This is a genomic window from Tabrizicola aquatica (assembly GCF_002900975.1).
In the GTDB taxonomy this organism is placed as follows: Bacteria; Pseudomonadota; Alphaproteobacteria; order Rhodobacterales; family Rhodobacteraceae; genus Tabrizicola; species Tabrizicola aquatica.
Genome location: NZ_PJON01000002.1, coordinates 368,426 through 394,656 on the forward strand (window position 1 = coordinate 368,426; position 26,231 = coordinate 394,656).

At 65.5% G+C, this 26,231-nt stretch carries 28 protein-coding genes; 12 read left to right on the plus strand and 16 right to left on the minus strand.

Annotated features, from left to right (window positions below):
- Positions 1–3: 3 nt before the first annotated feature.
- Positions 4–903, minus strand: coding sequence for a D-amino acid aminotransferase (locus CXR42_RS10155; protein WP_103257426.1), 900 nt, complete (start codon positions 901–903; stop codon positions 4–6).
- Between the two features lie 147 nt (positions 904–1,050).
- On the opposite strand from CXR42_RS10155, the gene msrA reads away from it, so the two are divergent.
- Positions 1,051–1,656, plus strand: a complete 606-nt coding sequence (msrA, locus tag CXR42_RS10160) for a peptide-methionine (S)-S-oxide reductase MsrA (RefSeq protein ID WP_103257427.1) — start codon at positions 1,051–1,053, stop codon at positions 1,654–1,656.
- Here msrA and CXR42_RS10165 read toward each other — a convergent pair.
- From CXR42_RS10165 to CXR42_RS10175, 3 genes are read right to left on the minus strand one after another with little or no spacing between them, the layout of a single operon-like run.
- Complete coding sequence (locus tag CXR42_RS10165; protein ID WP_103257428.1) at positions 1,653–2,810, minus strand: fumarylacetoacetate hydrolase family protein; 1,158 nt, start codon at positions 2,808–2,810, stop codon at positions 1,653–1,655. The two genes, msrA and CXR42_RS10165, sit on opposite strands and share 4 nt — an antisense overlap.
- A 2-nt stretch (positions 2,811–2,812) precedes the next feature.
- On the minus strand, positions 2,813–3,649 hold the full coding sequence (locus CXR42_RS10170) for a fumarylacetoacetate hydrolase family protein (RefSeq protein ID WP_103257429.1): 837 nt from the start codon (positions 3,647–3,649) through the stop codon (positions 2,813–2,815).
- A gap of 47 nt (positions 3,650–3,696) precedes the next feature.
- Complete coding sequence (locus CXR42_RS10175) at positions 3,697–4,440, minus strand: SDR family NAD(P)-dependent oxidoreductase (protein WP_103257430.1); 744 nt, start codon at positions 4,438–4,440, stop codon at positions 3,697–3,699.
- A gap of 140 nt (positions 4,441–4,580) precedes the next feature.
- Between CXR42_RS10175 and CXR42_RS10180 the strand changes: the two genes are divergently transcribed.
- On the plus strand, positions 4,581–5,681 hold the full coding sequence (locus CXR42_RS10180) for an alpha/beta hydrolase (RefSeq protein ID WP_103257431.1): 1,101 nt from the start codon (positions 4,581–4,583) through the stop codon (positions 5,679–5,681).
- A 2-nt stretch (positions 5,682–5,683) separates the two neighbouring features.
- Here the strand turns inward: CXR42_RS10180 and CXR42_RS10185 are convergent, their stop codons facing one another.
- Genes CXR42_RS10185 through CXR42_RS10205 form a run of 5 tightly spaced genes read right to left on the minus strand, consistent with a single transcriptional unit; the run spans position 5,684 to position 10,948 of the window.
- On the minus strand, positions 5,684–6,595 hold the full coding sequence (locus CXR42_RS10185) for an SMP-30/gluconolactonase/LRE family protein (protein WP_103257432.1): 912 nt from the start codon (positions 6,593–6,595) through the stop codon (positions 5,684–5,686).
- Positions 6,592–7,530, minus strand: a complete 939-nt coding sequence (locus CXR42_RS10190; protein ID WP_103257433.1) for an ABC transporter permease — start codon at positions 7,528–7,530, stop codon at positions 6,592–6,594. The genes CXR42_RS10185 and CXR42_RS10190 overlap by 4 nt, the downstream gene beginning before the upstream one ends.
- A complete protein-coding gene (locus tag CXR42_RS10195) occupies positions 7,527–8,453 on the minus strand; it encodes an ABC transporter permease (RefSeq protein ID WP_103257434.1) in 927 nt (308 codons plus the stop codon). The genes CXR42_RS10190 and CXR42_RS10195 overlap by 4 nt, the downstream gene beginning before the upstream one ends.
- On the minus strand, positions 8,450–9,880 hold the full coding sequence (locus CXR42_RS10200; RefSeq protein WP_245875409.1) for a sugar ABC transporter ATP-binding protein: 1,431 nt from the start codon (positions 9,878–9,880) through the stop codon (positions 8,450–8,452). The genes CXR42_RS10195 and CXR42_RS10200 overlap by 4 nt, the downstream gene beginning before the upstream one ends.
- A 60-nt stretch (positions 9,881–9,940) precedes the next feature.
- The gene (locus CXR42_RS10205; protein ID WP_103257436.1) at positions 9,941–10,948 is read right to left on the minus strand and encodes an ABC transporter substrate-binding protein; all 1,008 of its coding nucleotides are present in this window, start codon (positions 10,946–10,948) and stop codon (positions 9,941–9,943) included.
- Positions 10,949–11,155: 207 nt separating this feature from the next.
- Between CXR42_RS10205 and CXR42_RS10210 the strand changes: the two genes are divergently transcribed.
- Together CXR42_RS10210 and CXR42_RS10215 are read left to right on the plus strand one after the other, a co-directional pair.
- A complete protein-coding gene (locus CXR42_RS10210) occupies positions 11,156–12,382 on the plus strand; it encodes a GAF domain-containing sensor histidine kinase (RefSeq protein WP_103257437.1) in 1,227 nt (408 codons plus the stop codon).
- On the plus strand, positions 12,379–13,107 hold the full coding sequence (locus tag CXR42_RS10215; protein ID WP_103257438.1) for a response regulator transcription factor: 729 nt from the start codon (positions 12,379–12,381) through the stop codon (positions 13,105–13,107). The genes CXR42_RS10210 and CXR42_RS10215 overlap by 4 nt, the downstream gene beginning before the upstream one ends.
- Before the next feature lie 83 nt (positions 13,108–13,190).
- Here CXR42_RS10215 and CXR42_RS10220 read toward each other — a convergent pair whose 3' ends face one another.
- Genes CXR42_RS10220 through CXR42_RS10230 form a run of 3 tightly spaced genes read right to left on the minus strand, consistent with a single transcriptional unit; the run spans position 13,191 to position 15,464 of the window.
- A complete protein-coding gene (locus tag CXR42_RS10220; protein WP_103257439.1) occupies positions 13,191–13,781 on the minus strand; it encodes a Smr/MutS family protein in 591 nt (196 codons plus the stop codon).
- A gap of 2 nt (positions 13,782–13,783) precedes the next feature.
- Entirely contained in the window at positions 13,784–14,800 is a 1,017-nt protein-coding gene (gene mltA / locus CXR42_RS10225) for a murein transglycosylase A (RefSeq protein ID WP_103257440.1), read from the minus strand.
- 4 nt (positions 14,801–14,804) lie between these two features.
- Complete coding sequence (locus CXR42_RS10230; protein ID WP_103257441.1) at positions 14,805–15,464, minus strand: Tim44/TimA family putative adaptor protein; 660 nt, start codon at positions 15,462–15,464, stop codon at positions 14,805–14,807.
- A 121-nt stretch (positions 15,465–15,585) separates the two neighbouring features.
- Here CXR42_RS10230 and CXR42_RS10235 point away from each other — a divergent pair, with 121 nt between their 5' ends.
- Both CXR42_RS10235 and secB read left to right on the plus strand, forming a co-directional pair.
- Positions 15,586–16,041, plus strand: coding sequence for an FxsA family protein (locus CXR42_RS10235; RefSeq protein WP_103257442.1), 456 nt, complete (start codon positions 15,586–15,588; stop codon positions 16,039–16,041).
- Positions 16,042–16,109: 68 nt separating this feature from the next.
- On the plus strand, positions 16,110–16,622 hold the full coding sequence (gene secB, locus CXR42_RS10240) for a protein-export chaperone SecB (protein WP_103257443.1): 513 nt from the start codon (positions 16,110–16,112) through the stop codon (positions 16,620–16,622).
- Between the two features lie 4 nt (positions 16,623–16,626).
- On the opposite strand, the gene dnaQ is transcribed toward secB, so the two are convergent.
- From dnaQ to CXR42_RS10260, 4 genes are read right to left on the minus strand one after another with little or no spacing between them, the layout of a single operon-like run.
- A complete protein-coding gene (gene dnaQ, locus CXR42_RS10245) occupies positions 16,627–17,361 on the minus strand; it encodes a DNA polymerase III subunit epsilon (protein ID WP_103257444.1) in 735 nt (244 codons plus the stop codon).
- Positions 17,354–17,947 (minus strand): dephospho-CoA kinase, encoded by a 594-nt coding sequence (gene coaE, locus CXR42_RS10250; protein ID WP_103257445.1) that lies wholly within the window; start codon positions 17,945–17,947, stop codon positions 17,354–17,356. The genes dnaQ and coaE overlap by 8 nt, the downstream gene beginning before the upstream one ends.
- A complete protein-coding gene (locus CXR42_RS10255) occupies positions 17,944–18,783 on the minus strand; it encodes a shikimate dehydrogenase (RefSeq protein WP_103257744.1) in 840 nt (279 codons plus the stop codon). Before CXR42_RS10255 ends, coaE begins: the two co-directional genes overlap by 4 nt.
- Positions 18,780–19,373 (minus strand): Maf family protein, encoded by a 594-nt coding sequence (locus tag CXR42_RS10260; RefSeq protein ID WP_103257446.1) that lies wholly within the window; start codon positions 19,371–19,373, stop codon positions 18,780–18,782. Before CXR42_RS10260 ends, CXR42_RS10255 begins: the two co-directional genes overlap by 4 nt.
- Positions 19,374–19,786: 413 nt before the next feature.
- Between CXR42_RS10260 and CXR42_RS10265 the strand changes: the two genes are divergently transcribed.
- From CXR42_RS10265 to CXR42_RS10290, 6 genes are all read left to right on the plus strand, one after another.
- Positions 19,787–20,245: a CopD family protein gene (locus tag CXR42_RS10265; protein ID WP_103257447.1), complete on the plus strand. Its 459-nt coding sequence runs from the start codon at positions 19,787–19,789 to the stop codon at positions 20,243–20,245.
- Between the two features lie 120 nt (positions 20,246–20,365).
- A complete protein-coding gene (gene rho, locus CXR42_RS10270) occupies positions 20,366–21,637 on the plus strand; it encodes a transcription termination factor Rho (protein ID WP_103257448.1) in 1,272 nt (423 codons plus the stop codon).
- 12 nt (positions 21,638–21,649) lie between these two features.
- On the plus strand, positions 21,650–22,933 hold the full coding sequence (gene mnmE, locus CXR42_RS10275) for a tRNA uridine-5-carboxymethylaminomethyl(34) synthesis GTPase MnmE (RefSeq protein ID WP_103257449.1): 1,284 nt from the start codon (positions 21,650–21,652) through the stop codon (positions 22,931–22,933).
- 12 nt (positions 22,934–22,945) lie between these two features.
- Positions 22,946–24,808: a tRNA uridine-5-carboxymethylaminomethyl(34) synthesis enzyme MnmG gene (gene mnmG / locus CXR42_RS10280; protein ID WP_180996022.1), complete on the plus strand. Its 1,863-nt coding sequence runs from the start codon at positions 22,946–22,948 to the stop codon at positions 24,806–24,808.
- Positions 24,808–25,437, plus strand: a complete 630-nt coding sequence (gene rsmG / locus CXR42_RS10285) for a 16S rRNA (guanine(527)-N(7))-methyltransferase RsmG (RefSeq protein ID WP_103257451.1) — start codon at positions 24,808–24,810, stop codon at positions 25,435–25,437. The genes mnmG and rsmG overlap by 1 nt, the downstream gene beginning before the upstream one ends.
- On the plus strand, positions 25,427–26,230 hold the full coding sequence (locus CXR42_RS10290; protein WP_103257452.1) for a ParA family protein: 804 nt from the start codon (positions 25,427–25,429) through the stop codon (positions 26,228–26,230). Before rsmG ends, CXR42_RS10290 begins: the two co-directional genes overlap by 11 nt.
- The last annotated feature ends 1 nt before the right edge of the window (position 26,231 follow it).

A 26,231-nucleotide genomic window follows, 5' to 3' on the forward strand; every position in this document is an offset into this window, starting at 1 on the left:
GGGTCAGGCCCCTACCAGCGATTTGTAAAGCCCGCGCAGGCGTTCGGTCACCGGGCCCATCTGGCCGCTGCCGATCTGGCGGCCGTCGATGCTGCCCACTGGGGTTTGCGCGCCGAAGGTGCCGGTCAGGAACGCCTCATCCGCGGAATAGGTGTCGACGAGGGAGAAGTTCCGCTCATACACCGGGATGTCGTTGGCGCGGCACAGGTCGATGACCTTTTGCCGGGTGATCCCGTTCATGCAGTAGTCGCCGGTGCTGGTCCAGACCTGGCCCTTGCGCACGATGAAGAAGTTGCAGGCGTTGGTGGTGTTCACGAAGCCATGAACGTCCAGCATCAAGGCCTCGTCCGCGCCGGCCTTTTGCGCGGCGATGCAGGCGAGGATGCAGTTCAGCTTGGAGTGGCTGTTCAGCTTGGGGTCCTGCGTCATCGGCAAGCCGCGCAGGTGGGGCACGGTGGCCAGGGTGATCGGGCGCGGGATCTTGGGGCGCGAGTGTTCCATGATGATGACCATGGTCGGCCCCTGCTGCGACAGGCGGGGATGCTGGAAGGGCCGGGTCTTGACGCCGCGCGTCACCATCAGACGACAATGCGCGTCGGTGGTCATGCCGTTGGCGGCCTGTGTTTCCAGCACGGCGTCGATGACCTGCTGTTTCGTGCGGGCGATATCAAGGTCGATGGCCTTTGCGGCCTCGAACAGACGGTCGATATGTTCGTCGATGAAGGACCAGCGGCCGTTGTAAAGCCGGATGCCCTCCCACACGCCATCGCCTAGCATGAAGCCGGAATCGTAGACGCTGACGGTCGCCTGCACCTTGGGCTTCAACGCCCCGTCCACCCAGATCAGGATCTGGTCGTTGCGGGCGTCCTCTTCCGCCTGGTGGGTGGAGACGTGGTCATTCATCGCGCGGGCCCTTCCGTTTCGCAGGCCAAGCTACGGCGGCGCGGGCGATTGGCCAAGGGGGGCCATCACCCTTTGGTGAGGCACGAAGCGGTGAGTGGACGGGGGCGGGCGCTTTGGTCAGCGTCGCGGGCAACGATGGAGGGTGCGATGTGGAAATGGGTGGCGATCCTGATGGTCGCGGCGGGTGCGGCGCGGGCCGAGGTGGAAAAGGCCTATGTCGCGGGCGGCTGCTTCTGGTGCGTAGAGGCGGATTTCGAGCCGGTGCCGGGGGTGCTGGGCGTCGTCTCGGGCTATACCGGGGGGGATTTGCCCGATCCGACCTATCGGAACCATGACGGGCATTATGAGGCGGTGGAGATCACTTTCGACAATGCCGTGATTTCCTATGCCGAAGTGGTAGAGAAATTCCTGCGGTCCGTCGATGTGCTGGATGCGGGCGGGCAGTTCTGCGACCGGGGCAACAGCTATCGGACGGCGGTGTTCGTGACCTCGGACGCGCAGCGGAAGGCGGCGGTGGAGGCTGTGGCCAAGGCCGAGGCGGTGCTGGGGGCGAAGGTGGTGACGCCGGTGTTGCGGGCGCAGACCTTCTGGATCGCCGAGGACTATCACCAGGACTATTACAAGGGCACGGATATCGTGCTGACCCGGGCGGGGCCGAAGAAGCAGGCGAACGCCTACAAGTTCTATCGCAACGCCTGCGGCCGCGACGCCCGCGTGCGCGAGTTGTGGGGCGCGCAGGCGTTTCCGGGTTAAAGCAGGCCGCGGCGGGCCAGATTCTCCATCAGCGCGCGGGTGCCGAAGGTCCAGGGCGCGATCTGGTCGCAGGGATGGACGGTGTTGACCAGCCGGCCCAGCGCCGGGGAGGAGATGGTGACGCGGTCGCCGCGATGGTGGGTGAAGCCCTGGCCGGGACCGTCGCGGTCCTTGGTGGGCGCGAACATCGTGCCCAGGTACAGGACCACGCCATCCGGGTACTGGTGGTTGCGGTTCAGGGTCTGGGCCGCGATCTCGGCCGGGGGGCGCGAAATCTGGCCCATGTCGGAATGGTCGGAGAGGTGGAACCCGTCGTCGCCGCTCACTTCCAGCCCGACGTGGAGGGTTTCCACGGTGGCAAGGGTAAAGCGGTCGTCGAAGAGGCGGATGAAAGGGCCGATGGCGGCCGAGGCGTTGTTGTCCTTGGCCTTGCCAAGCAGAAGGGCCGAGCGGCCTTCGACATCGCGCAGGTTCACGTCATTGCCAAGGGTGGCACCAACGATGCGGCCCTGCGAGGTGATGGCCAGGACGACCTCGGGTTCCGGGTTGTTCCAGGACGAGGCCGGGTGGACACCGATCTGCGCGCCGCAGCCGACGGCGGCCATCGGCGGGGCCTTGGTGAACACCTCGGCATCGGGGCCGATCCCGACCTCAAGGTATTGCGACCACATGCCGGCGTCTTGCAAGCGGGCCTTGACGGCGGCGGCGGCCTCGGACCCCGGGCGGACGCCGCGGAGCGAGCCGCCAAGCAGGCCGGCCAGGTCCTGCCGGATCGCATCGGCGCGGGCGGGGTCGCCCTTGGCGCGCTCCTCGATCACGCGTTCAATCATCGACCCGGCGAAGGTGACGCCGGCGGCCTTGATCGGTTGCAGGTCGCAGGGCGCGAGGAGGCGGCCCAGCGTGCCGGTGCCGTCGCCCTGGTCGAGGAAACCGTCAAGCGGGCCGAGCGCGGGGAAGTCCGCCGTCAGGTCTGTGACCAGCGTTTCCCGCTCCATCAGGCCAGAGGTGGTGGGCGACAGGCGCGAGAGGTCCAGAAGCTGGCCCTGCCGGTAAAGGACGGGGCAAGGCCCGCCCTGGGCGTCAGACCAGACGCGGCCGATCAGCAGCGCCTGGGGATCGTCGGGCAGGATCTGGGCGGCGGTCAGGGCCAGCATCGTCAGTCCTGCACGCAGGTCTGACGCTGGGTGCCGAGGCCGTCGATCCCCAGTTCCACCACATCCCCCGCCTTCAGATAGCGGGGCGGCTTCATCCCCATGCCGACGCCGGGCGGGGTGCCGGTCGAGATGATGTCGCCAGGATGCAGGGTGAAGAACTGCGACAGGTAGGCGACGACATGGGCGACGCCATAGACCATGGTCCGGGTCGAGCCGTTCTGCATGGTCTCGCCGTTGACCTTCAGCCACATGGGCAGGTTCTGCGGATCGGGAACCTCGTCCCGGGTGACCAGCCAGGGGCCGGTCTGGCCAAAGTTGTCGCAGCTTTTGCCCTTGGTCCACTGGCCCGAGCGTTCGGTCTGGAAGCTGCGTTCGGATACGTCGTTGATGACACAGTAGCCGGCGACATGGTCCAGCGCCTGCGCCTCGGTCAGGTATTTGCCGGGCTTGCCGATGACGACGCCAAGCTCCACCTCCCAGTCGGTCTTGACGCTGGTGCGGGGGATCAGGATCGGGTCGTTCGGGCCGCAGATCGCGCTGGTGGCTTTCATGAACACCACGGGTTCGGGTGGTACTTGCAGGCCGGATTCGGCGGCGTGGTCGGCGTAGTTCAGGCCGATGCAGATGAACTTGCCGGTGCCGGCGACACAGGGGCCAAGGCGCGGGGTTCCGGGGACCACGGGCAGGCTGGCAGGGTCGATCTGCGACAGGCGGTCAAGGTCGGTCAGGACCGCGCCCGCGATGTCGGGCACATGGGCCGAGAGGTCGCGGATCTGGCCGTCGGCATCCAGGAGGCCGGGTTTTTCCTGGCCCTGCGGCCCGTAGCGGAGAAGTTTCATCTGGTCATCCCTGTCGGTTATACTGACATGTTAGCGGGCGGCGCCGGTCAGGCCAAGGGCGGAAGCCCGGCGGCGGCGCGAAGGTCGGGGTTGCGCACGTCCAGTTCGGACCCTGCAAGCGGATCGGCAGCGGGTGTGCAAAGCCAGGCGATGGCCCGGGCGGGTTCGTCCGCAGGGGCCAGGCTGGCGCGGGGCAGCTTGGAGACCGGGTTGATCCCGCTGGCACGAATGGTGCCTTGCATGTCGGTATCCACAACACCGGGCGCGAAGCCGAAGATGCGGATGCCGTGGTCGCCATACTCCATATGGACCGAGCGGGTCAGCATGGCGAGCCCCGCCTTGCCGGCGCAATAGGCGCTCCACCCTTCTTGCGGGCGGTGGGCGGCGCCGGAGGAGAGGTTGACGATGGTGCCGCCGCCGCGCTGGACCATGTGGCGCAGCGCAAGCTGCGTCGCGTGGAAGGCGGCGGTCAGGTTGGTGTCGATGTTGCGGGCCCAATCCTCGACCTGGATATCCAGGATGCGGCCGATGGGACCGATGATCCCGGCGTTGTTGATCAGGATGTCGAAGGGCTGCTGAAACAGCGTGGTCATTGCCAGCCGGTCGGTCATGTTGGCGACATGGCCGGTGGCGATGACCGGGCCAAGTTCACGCTGCGCGGCGGCAAGGTTGGCGGCGCTGCGGGCGGTGAAATGCACCGTCGCACCGGCCTGGGCCAGGGCGCGGACGGTGGCCAGGCCAATGCCGCGATTGCCGCCGGTCACAAGGGCGGTCTTGCCGGTCAGGGTCATGGCGGTCCTCCGTATGGTCGGGGGGCAGGGTGTCGTCTTGCGGCGGGATGGGCAAGATGGAACCGATGGTCACCGGCCGGGGTTGATGCGATACCGCGCACCGGCGAGATTGTCGCCCGGGCAGTGGTCGGAGGTTCGCAGTGCGGCGCTTTATCCTGGTGATGATCGTGGCGCTTTCGGCCTGCGCGCAGCGAGGGGACTTTGCCCACGTGCCAGAAGGCGCGGAAATCGAGGCGACCGAGGCGATCTTTGTCGGCACGACGCGCAAGGCCGGGGATGCAGGCTATGGCCGCGAACGGTCGGTTGATGCAAGCTTCCTGCGCTATGACATCGCCATCCCGGCCGACCGCGATCCGGGAGAGCTGACCTGGCCCCCCCGGCGCGGCAAGCCGAACGTGGCCAAGCATTTCCTGACGCAACAGGCGTTGCTGTTCGACGGTTCCTCCTCGTTCCGCAATGCCCTGCGCGAGGCGATGCGGGTCAGGGGCCAGACCGATGCCGTGGTCTATGTCCACGGGTTCAACACCAACATGGCTGAAGGAGTCTACCGGGTCGCGCAGATGCACCACGACCTTAAGGTGCCGGGGGTGGCGGTGCATTATGCCTGGCCCTCGCGCGGGTCGGCGCTGGGCTATGTCTATGACCGGGATTCGATGCTGTATTCGCGCAGCGGGTTCGAGGACCTGCTGGACGAGGTCGCGGGGGCGGGCGCGAAGGATATCATCCTGGTCGCCCACAGCATGGGCGCGGCCCTGACGATGGAGACGCTGCGCGACATGGCGCTGCAGGGGTCGCCGGCGCTGGACCGGGTGGCGGGGGTGATCCTGATCTCGCCCGACCTGGACCTGGACGTGTTCCGCAGCCAGGCCAAGGATATCGGCGAGTTGCCCCAGCCCTTCGTCGTCTTTGGCAGTTCGCGCGACCGGATTTTGGGGATTTCGGCCACCATCTCGGGCACGGGAGAGCGGCTGGGGAACTTGGACAGCGTGGCCGCGATCTCGGACCTGAAGGTGACGTATCTGGATACGGCCGCCTACAGCACGGGCGACGGGCACCTGAACCTGGGCGAGAACCCGGCGCTTCTTAGCCTGTTTGCCGGGCTTTTGGGGATCGACGAGGCGTTCCGGGCCGATGCGCGGGCGCGGGTGGGCCTGCTGCCGGGCCTGGTCCTGACGGTGCGCAATGCGACCGAGGTGATCCTGACCCCGGTCGGGCAACTGGGCGAGCCACGGGGCCGGTAGGCTCACGGTGTCTGGGCGCCGGGGACGGCAAGGTAGACGGCGTAAAGCGAGGTCGTCGCGGTGATGAAAAGGCGGTTCCTGCGGGGGCCGCCGAAGGTGAGGTTGGCAACCGCTTCGGGAACCAGGATCTTGCCAAGGCGGGTGCCGTCGGGGGCAAAGCAATGCACCCCATCGGCGGCCGAGGACCAAAGGTTGCCGCGCGCATCGGTGCGGATGCCGTCGGGGATGCCGGCGTCGATGTGTGCAAAGACGCGCTGGTTGGTCAGTTTCCCCTGCCCTGCATCGAAGGCGAGGATATGGCGCGGGGCGTCGGGCTGGTGGCTGGCCCCACTGTCGGCGACGTAGAGGGTGCGCTCGTCCGGTGACAGGCAAAGGCCATTAGGTTGCAGGAAATCCTGCGCCACGCGGTCAAGCTGGCCGGTGGGCGACAGGCGATAGACGCCGCGCACGGGTTGCTCGGGTTCGGCCTGAAAGCCTTCGTAGTCAGAGAGGATGCCGTAGGTCGGATCGCTGAACCAGATCGCGCCGTGGCTGTCCACGATCACGTCGTTCGGCGCGTTCAGGCGCTTGCCTTGGAAGCTGTCGGCCAGGGTGGTGAGGCTGCCGTCGATCTCGGTCCTTGTGACGCTGCGGGTGCCGTGCTGGCAGGTGACAAGGCGGCCCTGTCGGTCGCGGGTCTGGCCGTTGGCGAAGTGTGAGGGCTGTCGGAAGGTGGTGATGGTGCCCGGCCCGCCGGTCGCGTCCTGGGACCAGCGCAGGATGCGCTGGTTCGGGATGTCGGAGAAGAGGAGGCACTGGCTGTCGGCGAACCAGACCGGGCCTTCTGCCCAACGGCAGCCCGAGGCAAGGCGGTCAAGCTGGGCCGAGCCGATGGTCAGGTCAAGGAAGCGGGGGTCGTCGATATGATAGGTCATGGGCGCCCCCCTTTGCGGCCCGAGGCCAGCAGGATCACGGCGATGATGATGAGGCCGGTCAGGATCAGCCGATACCCGGCCTGAAACTGGTAGGTGTTCAGCATCGACACGATGAGGAACATGAACAGCCCCGCGCCCCAGATGCCGGGGACGTTGGAGTCTCCGCCTGCCACTGCGCTGCCGCCGATCACGACGACAGCGATGGACATCAGAAGATATTCGTTCCCCATGTTCAGCGCCGCCCCGCCCGAGAAGCAGGAGAGCAGGAACCCCGCCAGCGCGGCAAGGGTGGCGCAGAGGACATAGGTCGCCAGACGCACGCCGTCCACGGGCACCCCGGCCATGCGGGCGGCGGGCAGGCTTTGGCCGATGGCGGCGACCTGGCGGCCGTAGACGGATCGGTTGAGAAGAACCCAGGCGGCGATGGAGACGGCAAGGGCGACCAGGGCGACATTGGGCACCGTGAGGGTGCTGGAGGTGGTGAAGCTGGCCAGGCTTTCGGGCGGCTTGATGCGGATGCCGCGGTTCGACCAGATCGCGATGGACTGGATGATGAAGCTCATCGACAGGGTGGCGATGATCGGCGGGATGCGCAGGGCCTTGATGAGCGCGTAGTTCGCCAGGCCCACGGCGATGCCGACGCCAAGGGTGGCGAGGAGACCAGGGATCACCATCCCCTCGGCCCCGTCCATCAGCTTTAGCGCCAGGGTTCCGGCCAGGGTCATGGTGGCGGGGACCGACAGGTCGATGTTGCCGGGGCCAAGGGTGATGACGAACATCTGCCCGATGCCGACAAGCACCGAGAAGGCGGCAAAGGTCAGCGCGGCCTCGGTCAGGCCACCGCTGGCGGCGCCTTTGGTCACCCAGATGGTTGCCAGCCAGACCAGACCGGCAGCAAGGAAGGACCAGGCCCAGGGGCGGTTTAGGGCTTTCATCTGCGCGCCTCCAGCCGGTTGAAGAGGAGGCGGAGCGCCAGGACCAGGATCAGGATCGCGCCTTGTGCCCCGATCTGCCAGTCAGGCGAGATGCGCAGGAAGGACAGGAACGATCCCGCCAGCGTCAGGGTCAGCGCGCCGATCACCGCGCCGATGGGCGAGACGCGGCCGCCAATGAACTCACCCCCGCCAAGGATCACCCCGGCGATGGACAGAAGCGTGTAGCGCAGCGCGATGTTCGCGTCGGCCGAGGTGGCGAGGCCGACCAGCGCCATGCCCGCAAGCACGGCGAAGAAAGCCGCCAACGCATAGGCCGCGGCGCGCGTGGCGATGATCGAGGTGCCAGACCGGGCCACGGTGCGTTCATTCCCGCCCAGCGCGCGGATGCGGACGCCAAGGGTAGAGCGCATGACGATCAGGTGGGCAACGATGGCGATGAGGACGCTGGCGAAGATCGCCATGGGGGCCAAGGGTGGCTTCACCGTCATCAGAGTGCGCAACCACTCTGGCGAGGACCCCCCCGGCGCGGGCAGGATCAGGACGGCGAGGCCGGTCCAGACAAAGCTCATCCCCAGGGTGACGACGATGGAGGGCAGGTTGCGCAGGTGGATGATGACGCCAAGGCCGGCATAAACGGCGATGGCTGCGGCCAGGATCAACAGGCCCAGCGCGGGCGTGTCGTTCAGGAAGGTTGCGGTCACGCAGGCGACGAAACTGACGAAAGCGCCCATCGACAGGTCAAGGTCGTTCACCGCCATGATCAGCATCTGCGCGATGGTGGCCAGCGCGATAGGTACAGCGAGGTTCAGAAGGAGGTTCAGGCCGGTATAGCTGGCGGCGCGGGGTTGCATCCAGAACACGCCTGCAAGCAGCGCGACAAGGGCCATGACGGGAACCAGAAGGCGCAGGCGGTCGGGAGTCATGCGGCCCCCCGGTTCGATTCGGCGAAGGACGCCGCGAGGATGGCGTGTTCGCTGATCTCTTCCCCCACCAGTTCGGCGACGATGGCCCCCTCACGGAAAACATAGACGCGGTCGCACAGGCCCATCTCCTCCATCTCGGTCGAGTACCAGACGAAGGTGCGGCCGTGGTCGGCCTCGTCCCGGATGATGCGATAGACCTCTTGCTTGGTGCCGATGTCGACACCGCGCATGGGGTCGTCCATCAGAACAACCGGGGCGCGGGTGGCCAGGGCGCGGGCGAAAAGGACCTTTTGCTGGTTGCCGCCAGAGAGGGAGAGGATCGGGTTTTGCAGGTCGGGCGTGCGGATGGCGATGCGGTCTTTCCAGGTGGCGGCCTGGGTCGCCTCGGCAGTCGGGCGGATCAGGCCGTGGCGGGCAAGGTCGGGCAGGGCGGCGGCGGTCATGTTCTTCAGGATCGACCAGAGGTCGAAGGTGCCGTTCAGCCGTCGGTCGCCGGCGACAAAAGTCACGGCGGGGGTGGCAGCGGGCCACCATTGCGGGGCGTGCGCCTCGTGCAGGGCCAGAAGCATCCGGGTCTGACCGTGGCCGCCAAGGCCGGAGAGGCCGACAATCTCGCCCTTGCGGGCGTGGAACGGAAGGCCATGGGGGAGGGTGAGGCGTAGTGCGTCGTCGCCGGTGATCTGCGCACGGCGGGCGGTCAGCTCTTTGGCCGACGAGCCCATGGCTTGCACCAGCGATCCTTGGGTGAAATCGGCGGCGGGGCGGTCTGCGACGATGCGGGCGTCTTTCATCACGACGATGCGGGTGGCGGTGGACAGGATCTCGTCCAGGATATGGCTGACCAGGATCACCGCGCCGCCCTGGGCGATGAAGCGTTTGACATGGGCCAGAAGCTGCGCCGCAAGGCCGGCATCCAGCGACGAGGTGGGTTCGTCCAGGATCACCAGGCGCGGCGGCGCGGTGGGCGAGGAGAAGGCCATCGCGATTTCCACCATCTGGCGCTGGGCGATGGACAACTCGCCGACCTGGGCGCGGGGGTCGATGCCATGGCCGGGGAAAATCGCGTCAAGGCTGTCGCTGACGATCCGGCGGGCAGTTCCGCGCCAGCCGAAGGCGGGCAGATCGCGGTGGGCGATGCGGGCGTTTTCGGTGATGGAGAGGTTGGGGCAGAGCGACAGTTCCTGAAACACGCAGCGGACGCCAAGGCTGCGCGCCCGGGCGATGCCATAGGGCCCGTCGCCGACGCTGCCCGTCTGGGGCGTCAGGCCGCCGTTCAGGACCGAGATCAGCGTGGATTTCCCCGCGCCGTTATGGCCGACCAGGCCGATGCATTCGCCCGGCGCGATGGTCAGGGAAACGCCGTCCAGCGCCGTCACCTCGCCAAAGCGGACGGCAATGTCGTGGACCTGAAGCACGGGGTCTTGCATGGACATGGGCCAGATTGGGCCGGGGCCGAAGGGCAGACAAGCCCCCCGGCCCCGCGCCGCTTACTTCGCGGCCTCGATCACCTGGATCGCGTCCTCCTGGCTGTATTCGACGTTGGCGACCCCGCCTTCGGGCGTGGTTTCCAGGTTCGCCTCCAGCGTGTCCTGGTCGATGCGCAGGAAGGGGACGGTCAGGTCCTTGGGCACGTCCTTGCCATCCAGGATCTGCTGCGCGACCCAGAAAGCCAGCGTCGAGACCCCCGGCGCGATGGAAACGGACATGGTGGTATAGCCGTTCGCGTCCTTCTGTTCCTTCCACCACTTCAACTCATCCTGGCGGTTGCCCATGATGATGATCGGGGTCGGACGACCGGCGGCGGCGAAGGCCTGGGCCGCGCCATAGCCGTCCCCGCCTTGCGTAACCACGGCGGCGATTTCGGGCAGCGAGGGCAGGATGCCCGCAACAGCCTTTTGCGCCACGTCCTGCGCCCAGTCGCCGTGGACGGAGCCGGCGATGGTGAAGTTCGGGTTCTCCTCCACGCCCGCATGGATGCCGGCCGAGATCGCGTCGTCAACGAAAACGCCGGCCAGGCCGCGGATTTCCAATAGCGCGCCGCCATCGGGCATGGCGGTCTTCAGATAGTCGAGCTGGCTTTTGCCCATCGCCTCGAAGTCCACCGCCACGCGCCAGGCGCAGGGTTCATCCACGATGCCATCGAAGGACACGACGATGATCCCGGCGTCGCAGGCTTCCTTGATCGCACCGTTCAGCGCGGTGGGCGAGGCGGCGTTGACGACGATGGCGTCATAGCCTTGCAGGATCATGTTCTGGATCTGCGCGGCCTGTTCGGTGGCCTGGTTTTCCGCCGTGGTGAAGGCGTCGGCGGCAGCCACGACGCCATCGGTCACAGCTTGGCCGGTGACCTTGGCCCAGCTTTCCAGCATCGCCTGGCGCCAGGAGTTGCCGGCGTAGTTGTTCGACAGCGCGATCCGCTTGTCCGAGGTGTCGGCGAAGCCGGTCCCGGCCAGACAGGCCAGCGCGGCGGATGCCATGAGAATGGTGCGAGTCATCTGGTTCCTCCCGTTGGTGTTCTGATGGGCCAGGTCCTCCTCCCGGCGGGGAAAGGATGGAAGGAAAGCCGCAGCGCGGATAGGGCGGAACCGGCACGGCGTTTGCGGGATCACGCAGCCGCAGTGCGGGAAACCGCAGGAACGGTGCTGACTGCGCCATGGCATGCGGGCCGGGTTCTGGCATGATGGGCGCCAGGAGGATGCCGCATGGAGTTTGCCCCGCGTGAGTTGATCGACCGGTTCTTCGCCATCACGCGGCTGCTGGCGGGGCAGCTGGATTTCCGCTCCGCCATCCAGGCGGTGGCGACCGAGGTGGCGCAGATCCTGCCGCATGACCATCTGGACGTCTGCATCCTGCAAGGCGACGGGCGGTTTCATACGGCCTATGAAAGCGGCATCCAGACCGGGTGGAGCCGGAACACCCTTGGCCCTGTGCAGGACAGCCCGATCCGCGCGCTGCTGGTGGGCGAGGTGGATCATATCCTGACCGTCGATGCCTGTGCCGATCCGCGCTTTGACCCCTTGGCACCGGGACATCGGCCGATCTTCGAACATGGGCTGCGGTCGCGGCTGCATGTGCCGATGATGGTGCATGGCGAGATCATCGGCGCGCTGAGTTGTTCGCTGCTGGCGCCGGGGGCTTATGGGCCGACCGACCTGCGCCACGCCCGCTATATCGCGGACCTGCTGGCGCCGTATTTCTTTGCGCTGCGCGCCTCGCGCCAGGCGCAGGCGGCGCTGGTGACCGAAGCCGAGGCGCGGGCGCGCGAAGAAGGGCTGCGGCTGGGTGCCCTGCGGCTGACCGAGGCGCTGGAGGGTGAGCGGCAAAGGATCGGGATGGACCTGCACGACCAGACGCTGGCCGACCTGACCCGGCTGGTACGTCGGCTGGAGCGGCTGGGGCAATCCGGGCCGGTCGGGCCCGAGGCGCTGGAGCCGGTGACACGCGGCCTGCACGCCTGCATGCAGGACCTGCGGCAGATCATCGAAGAGGCGAAACCCTCGGTCCTGCAGCTGTTCGGCTTTGCCGATGCGGTCGAGAACCATCTGGAACGATCCGTCCGCGACAGCGGGCAGGCGCTGGACTGGCGGCTGGAGGATGCCAGCAGCGGGGCCTTCGACCGGCTGGACCCCAAGGTCTCGATCGCGCTGTTCCGCATTGCGCAAGAGGCGGTGAACAATGCAGTCCAGCATGCCGAAGCCGCCAGTCTGGTGGTGGAGTTGCGCGGCGACGGCGGGCCAGAGATTGTGGTGACAGACGACGGCCGCGGCTTTGGCGGCAAGCGGGCGCGGCGGGGCAGCGGGATCGACAACATGAAAACGCGGGCGCGGTTGATCTCGGCCCGCTTCGCGCTGGAGCCGGGGCCAGAGGGGCTGGGTACGCGGGTGACGATCCGGCTGGCAGATGGGGCGGGAAGGATGGCGGCGGAATGAAGCTGTTGCTGGTCGAGGATGATCCGCTGCACCTGTCCTATCTGCGCGAACAGATCGGCGGCGCGCTGCCGGAATGCGATGAGGTGTTCGAGGCCGCCAATGGTCAGGATGCCGAGGCTTTGGCCCGGCGGCACCCGGCGGCGGATATCGTGATGGATTTGCAGATGGCCGGCCGCACCGGGATCGAGGCGGCGCGGACGATCTGGCGCGAAAGGCCGCTGACGCGGATCCTGTTCTGGTCGAACTACTCGGACGAGGCCTATGTCCGGGGGATCAGCCGGATCGTCCCGATGGGGGCGGCCTATGGCTATGTGTTGAAGTCGGCGTCAGAGGAGCGGCTGCGGCTCGCGTTGCGGGGGATCTTCCTGCAGAACCAGTGCGTGATCGACAACGAGGTGCGGGGCTTGCAGCAGCGCAGCCTTGGCCAAAGCGGCGGGTTCACCGAAAGCGAATACGAGGTGCTGGTGGACATCGCGCTGGGGCTGACGGACCGGGCGATTGCGGAACGGCGCGGGCTGTCCTTGCGGTCGGTGCAGAACCGGCTGCACCAGATTTACGACAAGCTGGAGGTCAGCCGGCCGGAAGCGGCGGGGGAAGAGCCGGTGTTGAACCTGCGCGCAAGGGCGGTCAGCGTGGCAATCCTGCGCAAGCTGTTGAACCACGGGGCGCTGGAGCGGGCAGAGGCAGAGTTGCGGGGCTGGCTGGCGGGGCGGACCCGGCATTAGCCGACCGGCGCGCCGGGGCTGCGATTTCTTGAAGAAATCGGGACGGAATTCGTACGAATTCCGCCGTGTCGCGTACGGAACGGTCAGCCCCGGCGGCGGAGGTAGACGTAATAGGCGCCAGAGCCACCGTGTTTCAGGTGCGCCTCGGACACTTGCAGGACCGCCGGGCCAAGCGGCGGCAGGCGCAGCCACTGCGGGACCTGGTGGCGCAGAGCCCCCATGCGCTGGGGGATCGGCCCATGATCCTCGCGCCGCTTGCCCTTGCCGGTGATCACCAGGACCAGCCGCATCCCCTGGGACTGGGCGTTCAGGATGAAACCGATCAGCTCCGGGTGCGCCTCGGCCAGGGTCAGGCCGTGCAGGTCGATCCGCGCCTCGGGTGCCAGTTTGCCCCGGGTCATCTTGCCATGGGTCTTGGCGTCCATCTGCAACGGCGCCTCGCCCAGAAGTTGCGGCAGCGTGGGTGCCAGGTCGCGGCGTTCCGGCGCGCGGGTCTTTTCGCCCAGGACAAAGGGGGAAAGACGCGGGCGGGCGTGGTGCAGGGGTTCGGGAGCCTTGGGCGGTTCGGTCGGTTCGGGCAGATGAATGGGTGCGGCGCGCAGGGGCCGCGCGGTCTGCGCAACGCTGCGCCAGAGGTCGGCCTCTTCGGGCGAAAGATGGCGGCGGCGCGCCATTGTCAGTCTTCCAGCATCGCGAAGGCGCGGTCGATGGGAACCAGCAGGACCATGCGTCCGCCATCCTTGATCGTGCCGGCTGCGTTGCCGGCCCCTGCCCCGGTGCCATAGAAGATGTCGGCGCGCTGCATCCCCTTGATCGCGCCGCCGGTGTCCTGCGCGACCATCAGACGGCGGATCGGGTCGCGGCCGTCCTTCTCGATCCAGACGGGGGCACCAAGAAGGGTATAGCGCGGGTCGATGGCGACCGAGCGGAGCGTGGTGATCGACCGGCCCATCGCGCCGATGGGGCCATCTTTCGGGTCCAGGGTGCTGATCTTGCGAAAGAAAACGTAGGACGGGTTGGTGTCCAGCAGCGCGCGCCCGGCGGTCGGTTCGGCCCGGACATGGGCGGCGATTTCCTGGGCCGAGACCTGGTCCAACGTATGGGTGCCGCGCCGGATCATCTCTTTCCCGACGGAACGGTAGGCATGACCGTTCGCCCCGGCATAGCCCACGCGCATGACCGAACCGTCAGTCATCCGGATGCGGCCCGAGCCCTGGACCTGCAGGAAGTAGACGTCCACCGGATCATCCAGCCAGGCAAGCTCTAACCCCCGACCGGCGATGGCCCCGCCTTCGATGGCCGAGCGGGAGTGATAGACCATCCCCTCGCGCAGTTCGGGGGGGCGGCGGTAGATCGGGTACTGGAAGCGGCCGGAGCGAACCGGAGAGCCGTCGAGTTCAGGTTCAAAATAGCCGGTGAACAAGGCGGGTGGGGTGCCGACGACGACGGGTTTGAAGAACAGCTCGAAAAAGCTGCGGGCCGAGGCGTCGTCTTGCGGCACATCGGCGGCGACGGCGCAGACGGGCTGCCAATCGGGCTGGTCGATCAGGTCGCAGGTGCTGAGGAAGGTCTGAAGCGCCTCGACGTGGTTGTCGTCATACCAACCGTCCAGCGCGTCAAACTCCAGCATTTCGGCCGGGGCGGGCTGGGCGGCCATCACAGCCGCCACAAGGATGCCAAGGCCCGCCCGCATCGCATCAGTCGCCAGTCGCGACCAGCTGCCAGTTCGGGTCGTCCGACCCCATCCGGCGCGCGAAGGTCCAGATGTCGCGGGATTTCTTGATCTCACGCGGGGAGCCTTCGACGATCTCGCCGGCCTTGTTGCGCACGACATAGGTCTGTTCACCCACGAAGCGGACAGCGATTTCGGCGAAACCGGTTTCCTTGGTGAAGGTCGCGTCGTGCAGGACCAGTTCCTTCATGCCGACGAAGCTGGCCTCGATCGTCAGCCCCTCACGCTCGCGCTGGGCGATGGCTTCGGCAAAGCTGGCCTCGACATCGTCGGACAGAAAGCCGCGGATGCGGTCCATCTCGCCCTTTTCGAAATCCATCAGGATCATCTCATAGGCCTGACGCGCGCCGTCGAGGAAGGGGCGCACGGCGAAGGAGGGTTCGGCCTTCTTCATCTCGGCCAGGGCGCGGGCGGCGTCCGAGCCTTCGGCGACATGGTCGGTGATGTCGCGGTCGGGACCGCCTTCGATCACCTCGAAATCGCGGCGCACGCGGGGGCGCACGTCTTCCAGCGGGACGGGCGGTTTTTCAAAGCCGTCGCGGGTGCCGAGCACCGAGCGCAGCTTGAGAATAAGAAAGATCGCGATCCCGGCCAGGACCAGGAGTTGGATCAGTGACCCGTTCATCTATGACCTCTGAAGGCTTGTTTGTTCCGTTTGGATTATGCACTGCTTGACCCTATGTAGGGGCGGGCCCGGGCGAAGTCTACCACGCGGGGGCTGCAAGCATCGCGAGAGGGCGTGAGAGATGTGGATTCTTCTGGGTATTCTGGCGATTCCGCTGATCGAGATCGGGCTATTTGTCACGCTTGGCGGTGCAATCGGGTTGTGGCCGACCCTGGCCTGGGTGCTGATCTCGGCGGCGCTGGGGATGCTGGTGTTGAAGGGGATCGCGACGACCGGGTCGGTCTCGCTTGGTCGCGACATGAAAGAGATGGGCGACCCGCTGTCGCCGATCGCGCATCGGGTCATGGTGGTGATGGCCGGGGCGCTGCTGCTTTTGCCGGGGTTCTTCACTGATGCGTTGGGCATCCTGCTGCTGATCCCGCCGCTGCGGACGCTGATGATCCGGCTGATGGGCCGCAAGCTGGCCAATCGCGGCGTGGTGACGCAAACCACGGTGATCGAGGGCGAATGGCAGGATGTTACGCCCGGTGCGCCCGAGCAACGGCAGACCCCACCGTCGGATTGGACCAAGCACTGACCCTACAGCATTGAGGCCGGTGGCCTGACCTGATAGGAACGCGGGCAAGTCCGCGAAGGAGATCAGAGATGGCCGAAGAAACCCCGGCAGGCAACGGCGCCGCCACCGCCCCGCAACAAGTCCGCATGCAGGTTCTGGCACAATATGTGCGTGACCTGTCTTTCGAGAATGTTGTGGTGCAGAAAGGCCTTAGCGCCGGCGAAGTGCAGCCCGACATCCAGGTCGCGGTCAGCCTTGACGCGCGCAAGCGCCCGGTGGCCAGCCAGTACGACGTGATCACCAAGTTCAAGGTGACCTCGAAGAACAAGACCAACGGCGACACGCTGTTCATTCTTGAGCTGGAATATGGCGGGACCTTCCTGATCGACGGTGTCGCGGATGAGCAGTTGCACCCCTTCCTGCTGATCGAGTGCCCGCGCCTGCTGTTCCCCTATGTGCGCCGGATCATCTCGGACGTGACGCGCGATGGGGGCTTCCCGCCGCTGAACATCGACCAGGTGGATTTCATGGCCCTGTACCGGCAAGAACTGGCGCGTCGCGCCCAGGCGCAGCAGGCCGTGCCGGCCGAGAAGGCGAACTAGGCCGTTACGCCGATTTCTTCCAGATGGCCGCATCGCCCAGCTTTGCGACCATCGCCTCATGCGCGGCGATCTCCTCGGGGGTGATCCGCGGCGGCAAGGGTTCGGGCCGGGGCCGGGGGCGCCAGGTGGTGTCGCCGGTCTGGCCCTTGGCAGGCGCGGGCATGGCACTGCCCAGCACCAGGTCGGGCTGGCGGCCGCCGATCAGCTCCAGGTAAACCTCGGCCAGGATTTCGCTGTCGAGAAGCGCGCCGTGCTTGTCGCGCATGGTATTATCCACGCCAAAGCGACGACACAGCGCATCGAGCGAGGCCGGCGAGCCGGGAAACTTGCTGCGCGCGATCATCAGCGTGTCGGTGGCGCGGGCATAGGGCAGGCCGGGCAGGCCGCACCGCTCAAGCTCGTGATTCAGGAATTTCATGTCGAAAGCGGCGTTGTGGATCACCAACTGCGCGTCGCCGATGAAATCCAGGAAGGCCCGGCCGATCCGCGCAAAAACCGGTTTGTCGCGCAAGGTCACGCCGCCGGGGACGGGTTGGCCGGGGATTTCGAGGATGTCGTGGCCGATGCCATGCACCTCGAACGCCTCGCGCGGCATGCCGCGTTCGGGGTTGATGTACTGGTGGTAAGTCCGGCCGGTGGGCAGGTGGTTGAACAGCTCGACCGCGCCGATTTCGACGATGCGGTGACCCTCGGACGGTTCAAACCCGGTGGTTTCGGTGTCGAGGATGATTTCACGCATCTTTAGTCCGGCGAATGGCTGCCAGCACTTCTTTCACGGCGGCGCGGGCCTCTGCAAGGCTGGTCGTGGGGATGATGTAGTCGGCACGGGCGCGCTTTTCGGCGTCGGGCAGTTGGCGCGAGAGGATCAGCGCGAAGTCCGCCTGGGACATGCCACGGGCAAGGACGCGGTCGCGCTGGACATCGGCGGGGACCGAGACCACGGCCACGGCGTCGCAGGCAGCGTCAAGGCCGATTTCATAGAGAAGCGGGACGTCCAGAAGGACAACAGGCGCATCCGCGTGGTCGGCCAGGAATTGCGCGCGGTCCTGCGCCACCAGCGGATGCACGGCGGCGTTGATCCGGTCCAGCGCGGTGGGATCGGCCTGGATGATCTGGCGCAGATGCGGGCGGCTGACGGAGCCATCGTCCTGAATGGCCTGGGGAAACAGCGCCCCGATGGCCAGCGCGGCCGGCTGGCCGGACTGGTACAGCCGGTGGACGGCCGCGTCGGCGTCCCAGACCGGGACACCTTCGGCCGAGAACATCTGCGCGGTCGTCGATTTGCCCATGCCGATGCTGCCGGTCAGGCCCAGCTTGAAGCTCATGCCGCCAGCACGGCCTTGCGGGTGGCGTCGTCCACTTCGGGGCGGACACCGAACCAGCGTTCAAAGGCTGGGACCGCCTGGTGCAGAAGCATTCCCAGACCATCGACCGTGGTGCAGCCGCGCGCCTCGGCCTCGATCAGAAGCTGGGTCTTGAGGGGGGTGTAGACCAGATCGGTGACCAGCGCCTTGGGGTTGAGACCGTCCAGCGACAGGCGCAGGTCCGGCTTGCCGGTCATGCCAAGCGAGGTGGTGTTCACCACGGTCCCGGCGTCGGCCATCAGGTTGCCGGCCTGCACCCATTCATGGACATGCACCTTGGCCCCGAAGTCCGAGCGCAAGGCATCGGCCCGGGGGCGGGTGCGGTTGCAAAGGCGGATTTCCGGCACGCCAACCTCGATCAGCGCGGCGACGACAGCGCGCGCGCCACCGCCCGCGCCAAGGACCAGCGCCGGGCCAGCCGAGGGCACCCAGTTCGGCACGTTCTGCCGCAGGTTGGCGATGAAGCCCGAGCCGTCGGTGTTGTCGGCGTGGATCTTGCCGTCCTTTCGGAAGATCAGCGTGTTCGCCGCCCCGATCAGCGCCGCGCGGTCGGTCACGATATCGGCGATGTTCAGGATCGCTTCCTTGTGGGGAATCGTGATGTTCGCGCCGACAAAACCCAGGCGCGGCAGGGTGCGGATCATCTCGGCCAGGTCGGTGGGGGCGATGTCGATCGGGATGTAGTGGCCCTTCAGCCCGTAGCGTTTCAGCCAATAGGTGTGCAGCGCGGGGCTGCGGCTGTGGGCGATGGGGTGGCCGATGACGGCGGCAAGCGGGATGCGGGGATGGTCGGTCATCTGGCGATCATGCCCCGAGTTCCCATCCATGCCAACAGGGGCAAAAGCGGCAGGCCCAGAATGGTGAAATGATCGCCGGAAATGGCGGAAAACAGCCGGACGCCCTCCTCCTCAATCTTGTAGCCGCCGACCGAGTGGCGGATGCTGTCCCAGTTCCGGGCGACATAATCATCAAGGTAGGCGTCAGAAAAAGGGTGCATGGTCAGCCGCGCCTCGCCGACATGACGCCAGACGGGTTCGGCGTTCTCATAGGCGACGATGGCGGAGAGGAGCTTGTGCGAGGTGCCGCGCAGGTGGCGCAACTGGTCGCGGGCTTCTTCGGGCGTCTCGGGTTTGGCAAAGGTCTCACGGTCCAGCGCCAGCACCTGGTCGCAGCCAAGGACCAGCGCCTCGGGGTGCCGGTCCGCCACCTTGCGCGCCTTCATCTCGGCCAGGGCATCGGCGATGTCGCGGGGATGCGCGCCTTCGGCCACCAGGGCATCACGGATCGTCGCCTCATCCACGCGGGGGGCAACGGGTTCGACCGCAACGCCGGCAGCGCGCAGCATCTGCAGCCGGGTCGGTGAGGTGGAAGCAAGGATCAGGCGCATGGAGGCTGTGGATATCCGCTGTTTGTTCCTGGGTCCGACTCTGGGGACGAGATCGGTCTGCGGCCCCTTCGGTGGGCAACCCACTTTGTCCAGACCGCGTGGGGCAGAGATATCCCGTTGTGCAAAGGCTTGTCACGAGGTTCGGGAAAACTTCAGGCAGGCAGGCAGAGGGCAGCCACAACCTGTGGATGAAGTACAGTGCAGCAATTTCGTAACGCACTGGCAAAAAACGGGATTTCAGCATCGCCGGATTCCAATGCAATGTTTTCCCGGATTTTTCCACAGGTCAAACCTTGGGGAGAAGTCATGGGATGGCTTTGATAATCCCGTTCTGCACAGCCCCTACATCATCCACATTCCTTCTTTTAAGTTTTCTTTATAGAAGAAGGGCCGCAAGGAACGGGAAGGCGATCATGGACTGGATCACGGATTTTCTGGCCGATTGGTATCTGGTTACAAAGTCGCTGCATGTGGTCTCGGTCATCTCGTGGATGGCGGGTTTGTTCTACCTGCCGCGCCTGTACGTCTATCACGCCGAGCAGATCGAGCTGGGCAGCCGGACCGACAAGATGTTCCAGACGATGGAGCGGCGACTGCTGCGTGGGATCATGAATCCGGCGATGACGGCGACCTGGATCTTCGGCCTGGCGCTGGTCTTTACGCCGGGGGTGGTGGACTGGTCGTTCGTCTGGCCCTGGGTCAAGGCGGCCTGCGTGCTGGCGATGACCTGGTTCCATCACTGGCTTGGCTATCGCCGCAAGGATTTCCTGGCGGGGGCGAACACCCGCAGCGGCTATACCTACCGGGTGATGAACGAAGTTCCGACGGTCCTGATGCTGGTGATCGTCTTTGCGGTCATCACCCGCTTCTGATTGACTTTTGCCGCATCCCGCCTTAGGTGCGGCGTTGCAGGGCCGTCCGGTCCAACGCATCTCCCGTTGCAAATCCGCTGCGATCCGCCCTGACGGGGCTGATCCGTCCAAAGGTATTCCATGACTGTCGAACGCTTGAACCTTTCCGAACTCAAGGCCAAGACCCCCGCCGACCTGCTGGCGATGGCCGAGGAGTGGGAAATCGAGAACGCCCCCTCGATGCGCAAGGGCGAGATGATGTTCTCGCTGTTGAAAGAGCATGCCGAGGAAGGCTGGGAGATCGGTGGCGACGGCGTGCTGGAAGTGCTGCAGGACGGCTTCGGGTTCCTGCGCAGCCCTTCTGCCAACTACCTGCCCGGCCCGGATGACATCTACGTCTCGCCCGATATCCTGCGGCAGTTCAGTTTGCGGACCGGAGACACGATCGAAGGCCTGATGCAGGCCCCGAAGGAGAACGAGAAGTATTTCAGCATGACCAAGGTCACGCGGATCAACTTCGACGACCCGGAAAAGGCCAAGCACAAGGTCCACTTCGACAACCTGACGCCGCTTTATCCCGATGAGCGGCTGAAGATGGAAGTCGAGGACCCGACGATCAAGGACCGCTCGGCCCGGATCATCGACCTGGTCGCCCCCATCGGCAAAGGCCAGCGCGGGCTGATCGTGGCCCCGCCGCGGACCGGCAAGACGGTGCTGTTGCAGAACATCGCCAACTCGATCGCGCAGAACCACCCGGAGTGCTATCTGATCGTCCTTCTGATCGACGAACGGCCCGAGGAAGTCACCGACATGCAGCGCACGGTGAAGGGTGAGGTTGTCGCCTCGACCTTCGACGAACCGGCAACGCGGCACGTTGCGGTCGCCGAAATGGTGATCGAAAAGGCCAAGCGCCTGGTCGAACACAAGCGCGATGTGGTGATCCTGCTGGACTCGATCACCCGTCTGGGCCGCGCGTTCAACACCGTGGTCCCGTCCTCGGGCAAGGTGCTGACCGGCGGTGTGGACGCGAATGCGCTGCAGCGACCGAAGCGGTTCTTCGGGGCCGCGCGGAACATCGAGGAAGGCGGGTCGCTGACCATCATCGCCACCGCGCTGATCGACACCGGCAGCCGGATGGACGAGGTGATCTTCGAAGAATTCAAGGGCACCGGTAACAGCGAGATCGTGCTGGACCGCAAGGTGGCCGACAAGCGAGTGTTCCCGGCGATGGACATCCTGAAGTCCGGCACCCGGAAAGAGGACCTGCTGGTCGACAAGACCGATCTGCAAAAGACCTACGTCCTGCGCCGCATCCTGAACCCGATGGGCACCACGGATGCGATCGAGTTCCTGATCTCGAAGCTGAAGCAGACGAAGTCGAATTCCGAATTCTTCGAGTCGATGAATACCTGATAGGCGGCGGCGATGGACACGATCTATGCCCTCGCCACGGCGCGGGGTCGATCGGGCCTCGCCGTGGTAAGGATTTCGGGGCCGGCGGCGTTTGCGGCTGGTCTTGCGCTGTGCGGGTCGCTGCCTGCTACGCGGGTGGCGGGGCTGCGGCGACTGACTTGGCGCGGCGAATTGCTGGACGAGGCGCTGGTGGTTTCCTTCGCTGAAGGGGCCAGCTTTACCGGCGAGGCTGTGGTGGAGTTGCACTGCCACGGTGGGCCCGCCGTCGTTGGGGCGGTGTTGCGCGCATTGGCCGAGCAACCGGGGCTGCGGCTGGCTGAACCGGGGGAGTTCACGCGGCGGGCGCTGGAGAATGGCGTCCTGGACCTTGCCCAGGTCGAGGGGCTGGCCGACCTGATCGACGCCGAGACCGAGGCACAACGGCGTCAGGCAGTGCGGGTTCTTTCAGGATCGGTGGGTCAGAAGGTCGATGGCTGGCGGCGAGACCTGATCCGGGCGGGGGCTTTGCTGGAAGCGACCATCGACTTTGCCGATGAAGATGTTCCGGTGGATGTGTCACCGGAAGTGCTGGGGCTGATCGATGGCCTGATGGCTGATCTGGGTCGCGAGGCTGCGGGAGTTTTGGCGGCCGAACGCATCCGTGACGGCTTTGAGGTGGCGATTGTCGGCGCGCCGAATGCGGGAAAGTCGACGCTGCTGAACCAGTTGGCCGGGCGTGAGGCCGCGATCACCTCCGAGATTGCCGGAACGACGCGGGATGTGATCGAGGTTCGGATGGAGATTGCCGGGCTTCCGGTGACATTCCTGGACACCGCAGGCTTGCGCGACACCGAGGATCGGCTGGAACGCGCTGGGATCGAGCGGGCCTTGGCGCGGGCCGAAGCAGCGGATCTGCGGCTGTTCCTGACCGATGGCACTGGCCTGCCACTGGAGCCGACGGGCGATGATCTGGTGGTTCTGGGGAAATCAGATACCAAATCTGGTTGGTCTGGGTTGGCCGTGTCGGGAAAGACTGGGCAAGGGGTGCCCGAACTGATGGCGCGGATCGGTGAAATCCTGGATCAGCGTGTCGGCTCTGCCGGTGCCCTTGTGCGCGAACGCCATCGCATCGCCGTTACAGCGGCGATTGCTGCTCTGGCCGAGTCACGGGCGGAAGTGGTAAGACGTGACTCGCGCGTCGAGTTGGCGGCGGAGCATCTGCGGCGGGCTGTGCGGGCACTGGATGCGCTGGTTGGCCGCGTAGATGTCGACGACCTGCTCGGCGAGATTTTCGCCAGCTTCTGCATCGGCAAGTAAGGGGTGTTCCACGTGAAACACTACGATGTCATCGTGATCGGCGGCGGCCACGCGGGCGCTGAAGCGGCAGCGGCAGCGGCCCGGATGGGTGTGTCAACCGCGCTGGTGACGCTGCGGATCGAGACGCTGGGCGCGATGTCCTGCAACCCGGCCATCGGGGGACTCGGCAAGGGCCACCTCGTGCGCGAGATCGACGCGCTGGACGGGGTCATGGGCCGGATGGCGGACCGGGCCGGCATCCAGTTCCGCCTGCTGAACCGTCGCAAGGGACCGGCCGTGCAGGGCCCGCGTGCCCAGATCGACCGGCGCCTCTATCGGGAAGCGATGCGGGCGGAGTTGCTGGCGACGCCGGGGCTGGAGGTGATCGAGGGCGAAGTTGCAGGTTTGCGGCTGGCTGGGGGCGCCGTTGCTGGGATCACGCTGGCCTCGGGTGTCGAGTTGTCGTCGGGCCGGGTTGTGCTGACCGCGGGAACCTTCCTGAATGGTGTGATCCATATTGGGGATCGTCGGATGTTAGGCGGCCGCATGGGCGATTCGCCGTGCAAGCTTCTTGCATCGCAATTGGCGGAACTTGCGCTGCCCGTTGGACGCCTGAAAACCGGGACGCCGCCGCGCCTTGATGGGCGGACTATCGATTGGGCGCGGTTGGAAAGTCAGCCGGGGGACGATGACCCGGCGATGTTCTCCTTCCTGAACCGCGGCCCGGAAGCCCGGCAGATTTCCTGCGGGATCACACATACGTCCGAGGCGACTCACCAGATCGTGCGGGACAACCTCGGCCGGTCCGCAATGTATGGTGGGCACATCGAAGGTGTGGGCCCCCGCTATTGCCCGTCGATCGAGGACAAGGTTGTCCGCTTTGCCGACAAATCCTCGCATCAGGTTTTCCTTGAACCCGAGGGGCTGGATGATCACACGGTCTATCCGAACGGCTTGTCGACCTCTCTGCCGGAAGAGGTTCAGCACGCCTATATCCGCACGATCGCCGGGCTGGAGCAGACTGTCATCCTGCAGCCCGGCTATGCGATCGAATACGATTACTTTGACCCCCGGGGCCTGCACCGTACGCTGGAAGCGCGGGCCGTGAAGGGGCTGTACTTTGCGGGGCAGATCAACGGCACAACGGGTTATGAAGAGGCGGGGGCGCAAGGTCTTGTTGCAGGACTAAACGCCGCCGCAGCATCCAGAGGATCAGCACCCGTCGAGTTCAGCCGAACCGAAAGCTATATCGGCGTGATGATCGACGATCTGACCTCTCGCGGCGTGACAGAGCCTTACCGCATGTTCACGTCCCGCGCGGAGTTCCGGCTGACGGTCCGGGCCGACAATGCGGACCGCCGCTTGACGCCCCTTGGAATCCAGGCCGGCTGTGTGACGCTTGGCCGGCAAACTGCTTTCGAAGCAAAGCTGGATGCCCTGGAAGCGGGACGCGAGTCGCTTGCGCAAGTCATGATCGGACCCAAGGCGCTCAACGAGGCGGGGATCGCCGTCAGCAGGGATGGTGGCAAACGCTCGGCTTATGATGTGCTCTCGTTGCCAGGGGTTGATCTGGATGTGGTGGTGAGTGCGTTACCGGCCTACAGCATGTTGAGTCGTGAGGTTCTTGAGCAGCTTCAAATCGATTCGACATACGACCAGTATTCCGATCGCCAAGCAAAGGAGGTTGCAGATCTCCGCCGGCAGGAAACGCAGCGGATCCCGGAAGACTTCGACTATGGTCGAATTTCTGGACTATCGAACGAACTCAAGCAGAAGCTGGCGCGAGCGCGGCCGGATTCCATCTTGCAAGCCTCCCGGATCGAGGGTGTTACGCCCGCAGCACTGCTGTTGGTCCTTTCTCATTTGCGCAAACCCGTGGAGCGGCTCGTCGGATAATGGACGCGCTTGACCCTTCCATTGCGGGCTTGAGTGTTTCACGTGAAACATTCGCGGCACTGCAACAGCTGGAAGCGCTCGTCCGGCGCTGGACGCCCGCAATCAACCTGGTGAGCAAGGCAACGCTCACTCACCTCTGGGACCGGCACATTGTCGATTCCGCGCAAGTCTTCTCGCTGTGCCCTCCGGCTGCAAAGACGTGGGTTGATGTGGGATCAGGTGGCGGCTTTCCTGGGCTGGTTGTTGCGATCCTGGCGCGGGAGTTGCGGCCAGACCTTCACGTAACCCTCGTGGAGTCGGATCAGCGCAAGGCAACCTTCCTTCGTCAGGCCGCACAAAGCTTGGGGCTGAAAGCGGCGGTACGCAGCGAGCGAATCGAATCGCTGCCGTCCCTGCAGGCAGATGTGTTGTCAGCCAGAGCGCTTGCGGCATTATCAGAACTTCTTGGCATCGCCGATCTGCATTTGGCCAGCGATGGAGTAGCGATTTTTCCCAAAGGATCCCGCTACATGGAAGAGCTGGCCGCAGCGCGCAGCGCCTGGACCTTCAACTTAGAGACGCAGCGCAGCCTTTCGGACCCGGAAGCTGCAATTCTTGTGATCAGGAACATTCATCGCCATGTCGGATAGCCCCTACATTCTCGCTCTGGCCAACCAGAAGGGCGGCGTCGGCAAGACGACGACTGCGATCAACTTGGCAGCTGGCCTTGCCGAGCTTGGCAAGAAGGTTCTGCTGGTGGATATCGATCCGCAGGGCAACTCCTCTACCGGACTGGGTGTTCGCCCTGATGCTCGGAAGAAAACAAGCTACGACTTGATCGTGGACGGAGCCGCTCTACAGGATGTTGTGATGGAAACCGGAAGTCGGGACATCATGATCATCCCGGGGAACGCAGACTTGTCCTCGGCCGACCTGGATATCGTGTCGAACGAAAAGCGTAGCTATCTGCTGCACGATGCGCTTCGGCGACCCGAGATGGAGAGTTACGGCTTCGATTACATCCTGATCGACTGCCCGCCAGCCCTTAGTCTGCTGACCGTCAACGCACTTGTCGCCGCACATTCCGTGCTTGTGCCGTTGCAGTGCGAATTTTTCGCGCTGGAAGGCCTGTCGCAGCTAATGCTCACGATTCGGGACGTGAGGCGGTCGGCTAACCCGGACCTGCGCATCGAAGGGGTTGTGTTGACCATGCATGACCGCCGCAACAGGTTGACGGCCCAGGTCGAGGCCGATGCCCGTGCAAACATGGGCGACTTGGTGATGAAAACGACGATTCCGCGCAATGTGCGAATCAGTGAGGCACCGTCCTATGCGCTGCCAGTGCTGAGCTACGATCCTGGCTCGAAGGGCGCAGAGGCCTATCGTGCCTTGGCACGGGAAATCGCCGATCGGCGCAAAACCCCCGAAGTTGCAGAGGCCTGAC

What these genes read in the sequence shown, in the direction of transcription:
- CXR42_RS10155 (WP_103257426.1), bottom strand. Translation starts at nt 903, where the DNA reads ATGAATGACCACGTCTCCACCCACCAGGCGGAAGAGGACGCCCGCAAC.
- msrA (WP_103257427.1), top strand. Translation starts at nt 1,051, where the DNA reads ATGTGGAAATGGGTGGCGATCCTGATGGTCGCGGCGGGTGCGGCGCGG.
- CXR42_RS10165 (WP_103257428.1), bottom strand. Translation starts at nt 2,810, where the DNA reads ATGCTGGCCCTGACCGCCGCCCAGATCCTGCCCGACGATCCCCAGGCG.
- CXR42_RS10170 (WP_103257429.1), bottom strand. Translation starts at nt 3,649, where the DNA reads ATGAAACTTCTCCGCTACGGGCCGCAGGGCCAGGAAAAACCCGGCCTC.
- CXR42_RS10175 (WP_103257430.1), bottom strand. Translation starts at nt 4,440, where the DNA reads ATGACCCTGACCGGCAAGACCGCCCTTGTGACCGGCGGCAATCGCGGC.
- CXR42_RS10185 (WP_103257432.1), bottom strand. Translation starts at nt 6,595, where the DNA reads ATGACCTATCATATCGACGACCCCCGCTTCCTTGACCTGACCATCGGC.
- CXR42_RS10190 (WP_103257433.1), bottom strand. Translation starts at nt 7,530, where the DNA reads ATGAAAGCCCTAAACCGCCCCTGGGCCTGGTCCTTCCTTGCTGCCGGT.
- CXR42_RS10195 (WP_103257434.1), bottom strand. Translation starts at nt 8,453, where the DNA reads ATGACTCCCGACCGCCTGCGCCTTCTGGTTCCCGTCATGGCCCTTGTC.
- CXR42_RS10200 (WP_245875409.1), bottom strand. Translation starts at nt 9,880, where the DNA reads ATGCAAGACCCCGTGCTTCAGGTCCACGACATTGCCGTCCGCTTTGGC.
- CXR42_RS10205 (WP_103257436.1), bottom strand. Translation starts at nt 10,948, where the DNA reads ATGACTCGCACCATTCTCATGGCATCCGCCGCGCTGGCCTGTCTGGCC.
- CXR42_RS10210 (WP_103257437.1), top strand. Translation starts at nt 11,156, where the DNA reads ATGGAGTTTGCCCCGCGTGAGTTGATCGACCGGTTCTTCGCCATCACG.
- CXR42_RS10215 (WP_103257438.1), top strand. Translation starts at nt 12,379, where the DNA reads ATGAAGCTGTTGCTGGTCGAGGATGATCCGCTGCACCTGTCCTATCTG.
- CXR42_RS10220 (WP_103257439.1), bottom strand. Translation starts at nt 13,781, where the DNA reads ATGGCGCGCCGCCGCCATCTTTCGCCCGAAGAGGCCGACCTCTGGCGC.
- mltA (WP_103257440.1), bottom strand. Translation starts at nt 14,800, where the DNA reads ATGCGGGCGGGCCTTGGCATCCTTGTGGCGGCTGTGATGGCCGCCCAG.
- CXR42_RS10230 (WP_103257441.1), bottom strand. Translation starts at nt 15,464, where the DNA reads ATGAACGGGTCACTGATCCAACTCCTGGTCCTGGCCGGGATCGCGATC.
- CXR42_RS10235 (WP_103257442.1), top strand. Translation starts at nt 15,586, where the DNA reads ATGTGGATTCTTCTGGGTATTCTGGCGATTCCGCTGATCGAGATCGGG.
- secB (WP_103257443.1), top strand. Translation starts at nt 16,110, where the DNA reads ATGGCCGAAGAAACCCCGGCAGGCAACGGCGCCGCCACCGCCCCGCAA.
- dnaQ (WP_103257444.1), bottom strand. Translation starts at nt 17,361, where the DNA reads ATGCGTGAAATCATCCTCGACACCGAAACCACCGGGTTTGAACCGTCC.
- coaE (WP_103257445.1), bottom strand. Translation starts at nt 17,947, where the DNA reads ATGAGCTTCAAGCTGGGCCTGACCGGCAGCATCGGCATGGGCAAATCG.
- CXR42_RS10255 (WP_103257744.1), bottom strand. Translation starts at nt 18,783, where the DNA reads ATGACCGACCATCCCCGCATCCCGCTTGCCGCCGTCATCGGCCACCCC.
- CXR42_RS10260 (WP_103257446.1), bottom strand. Translation starts at nt 19,373, where the DNA reads ATGCGCCTGATCCTTGCTTCCACCTCACCGACCCGGCTGCAGATGCTG.
- CXR42_RS10265 (WP_103257447.1), top strand. Translation starts at nt 19,787, where the DNA reads ATGGACTGGATCACGGATTTTCTGGCCGATTGGTATCTGGTTACAAAG.
- rho (WP_103257448.1), top strand. Translation starts at nt 20,366, where the DNA reads ATGACTGTCGAACGCTTGAACCTTTCCGAACTCAAGGCCAAGACCCCC.
- mnmE (WP_103257449.1), top strand. Translation starts at nt 21,650, where the DNA reads ATGGACACGATCTATGCCCTCGCCACGGCGCGGGGTCGATCGGGCCTC.
- rsmG (WP_103257451.1), top strand. Translation starts at nt 24,808, where the DNA reads ATGGACGCGCTTGACCCTTCCATTGCGGGCTTGAGTGTTTCACGTGAA.
- CXR42_RS10290 (WP_103257452.1), top strand. Translation starts at nt 25,427, where the DNA reads ATGTCGGATAGCCCCTACATTCTCGCTCTGGCCAACCAGAAGGGCGGC.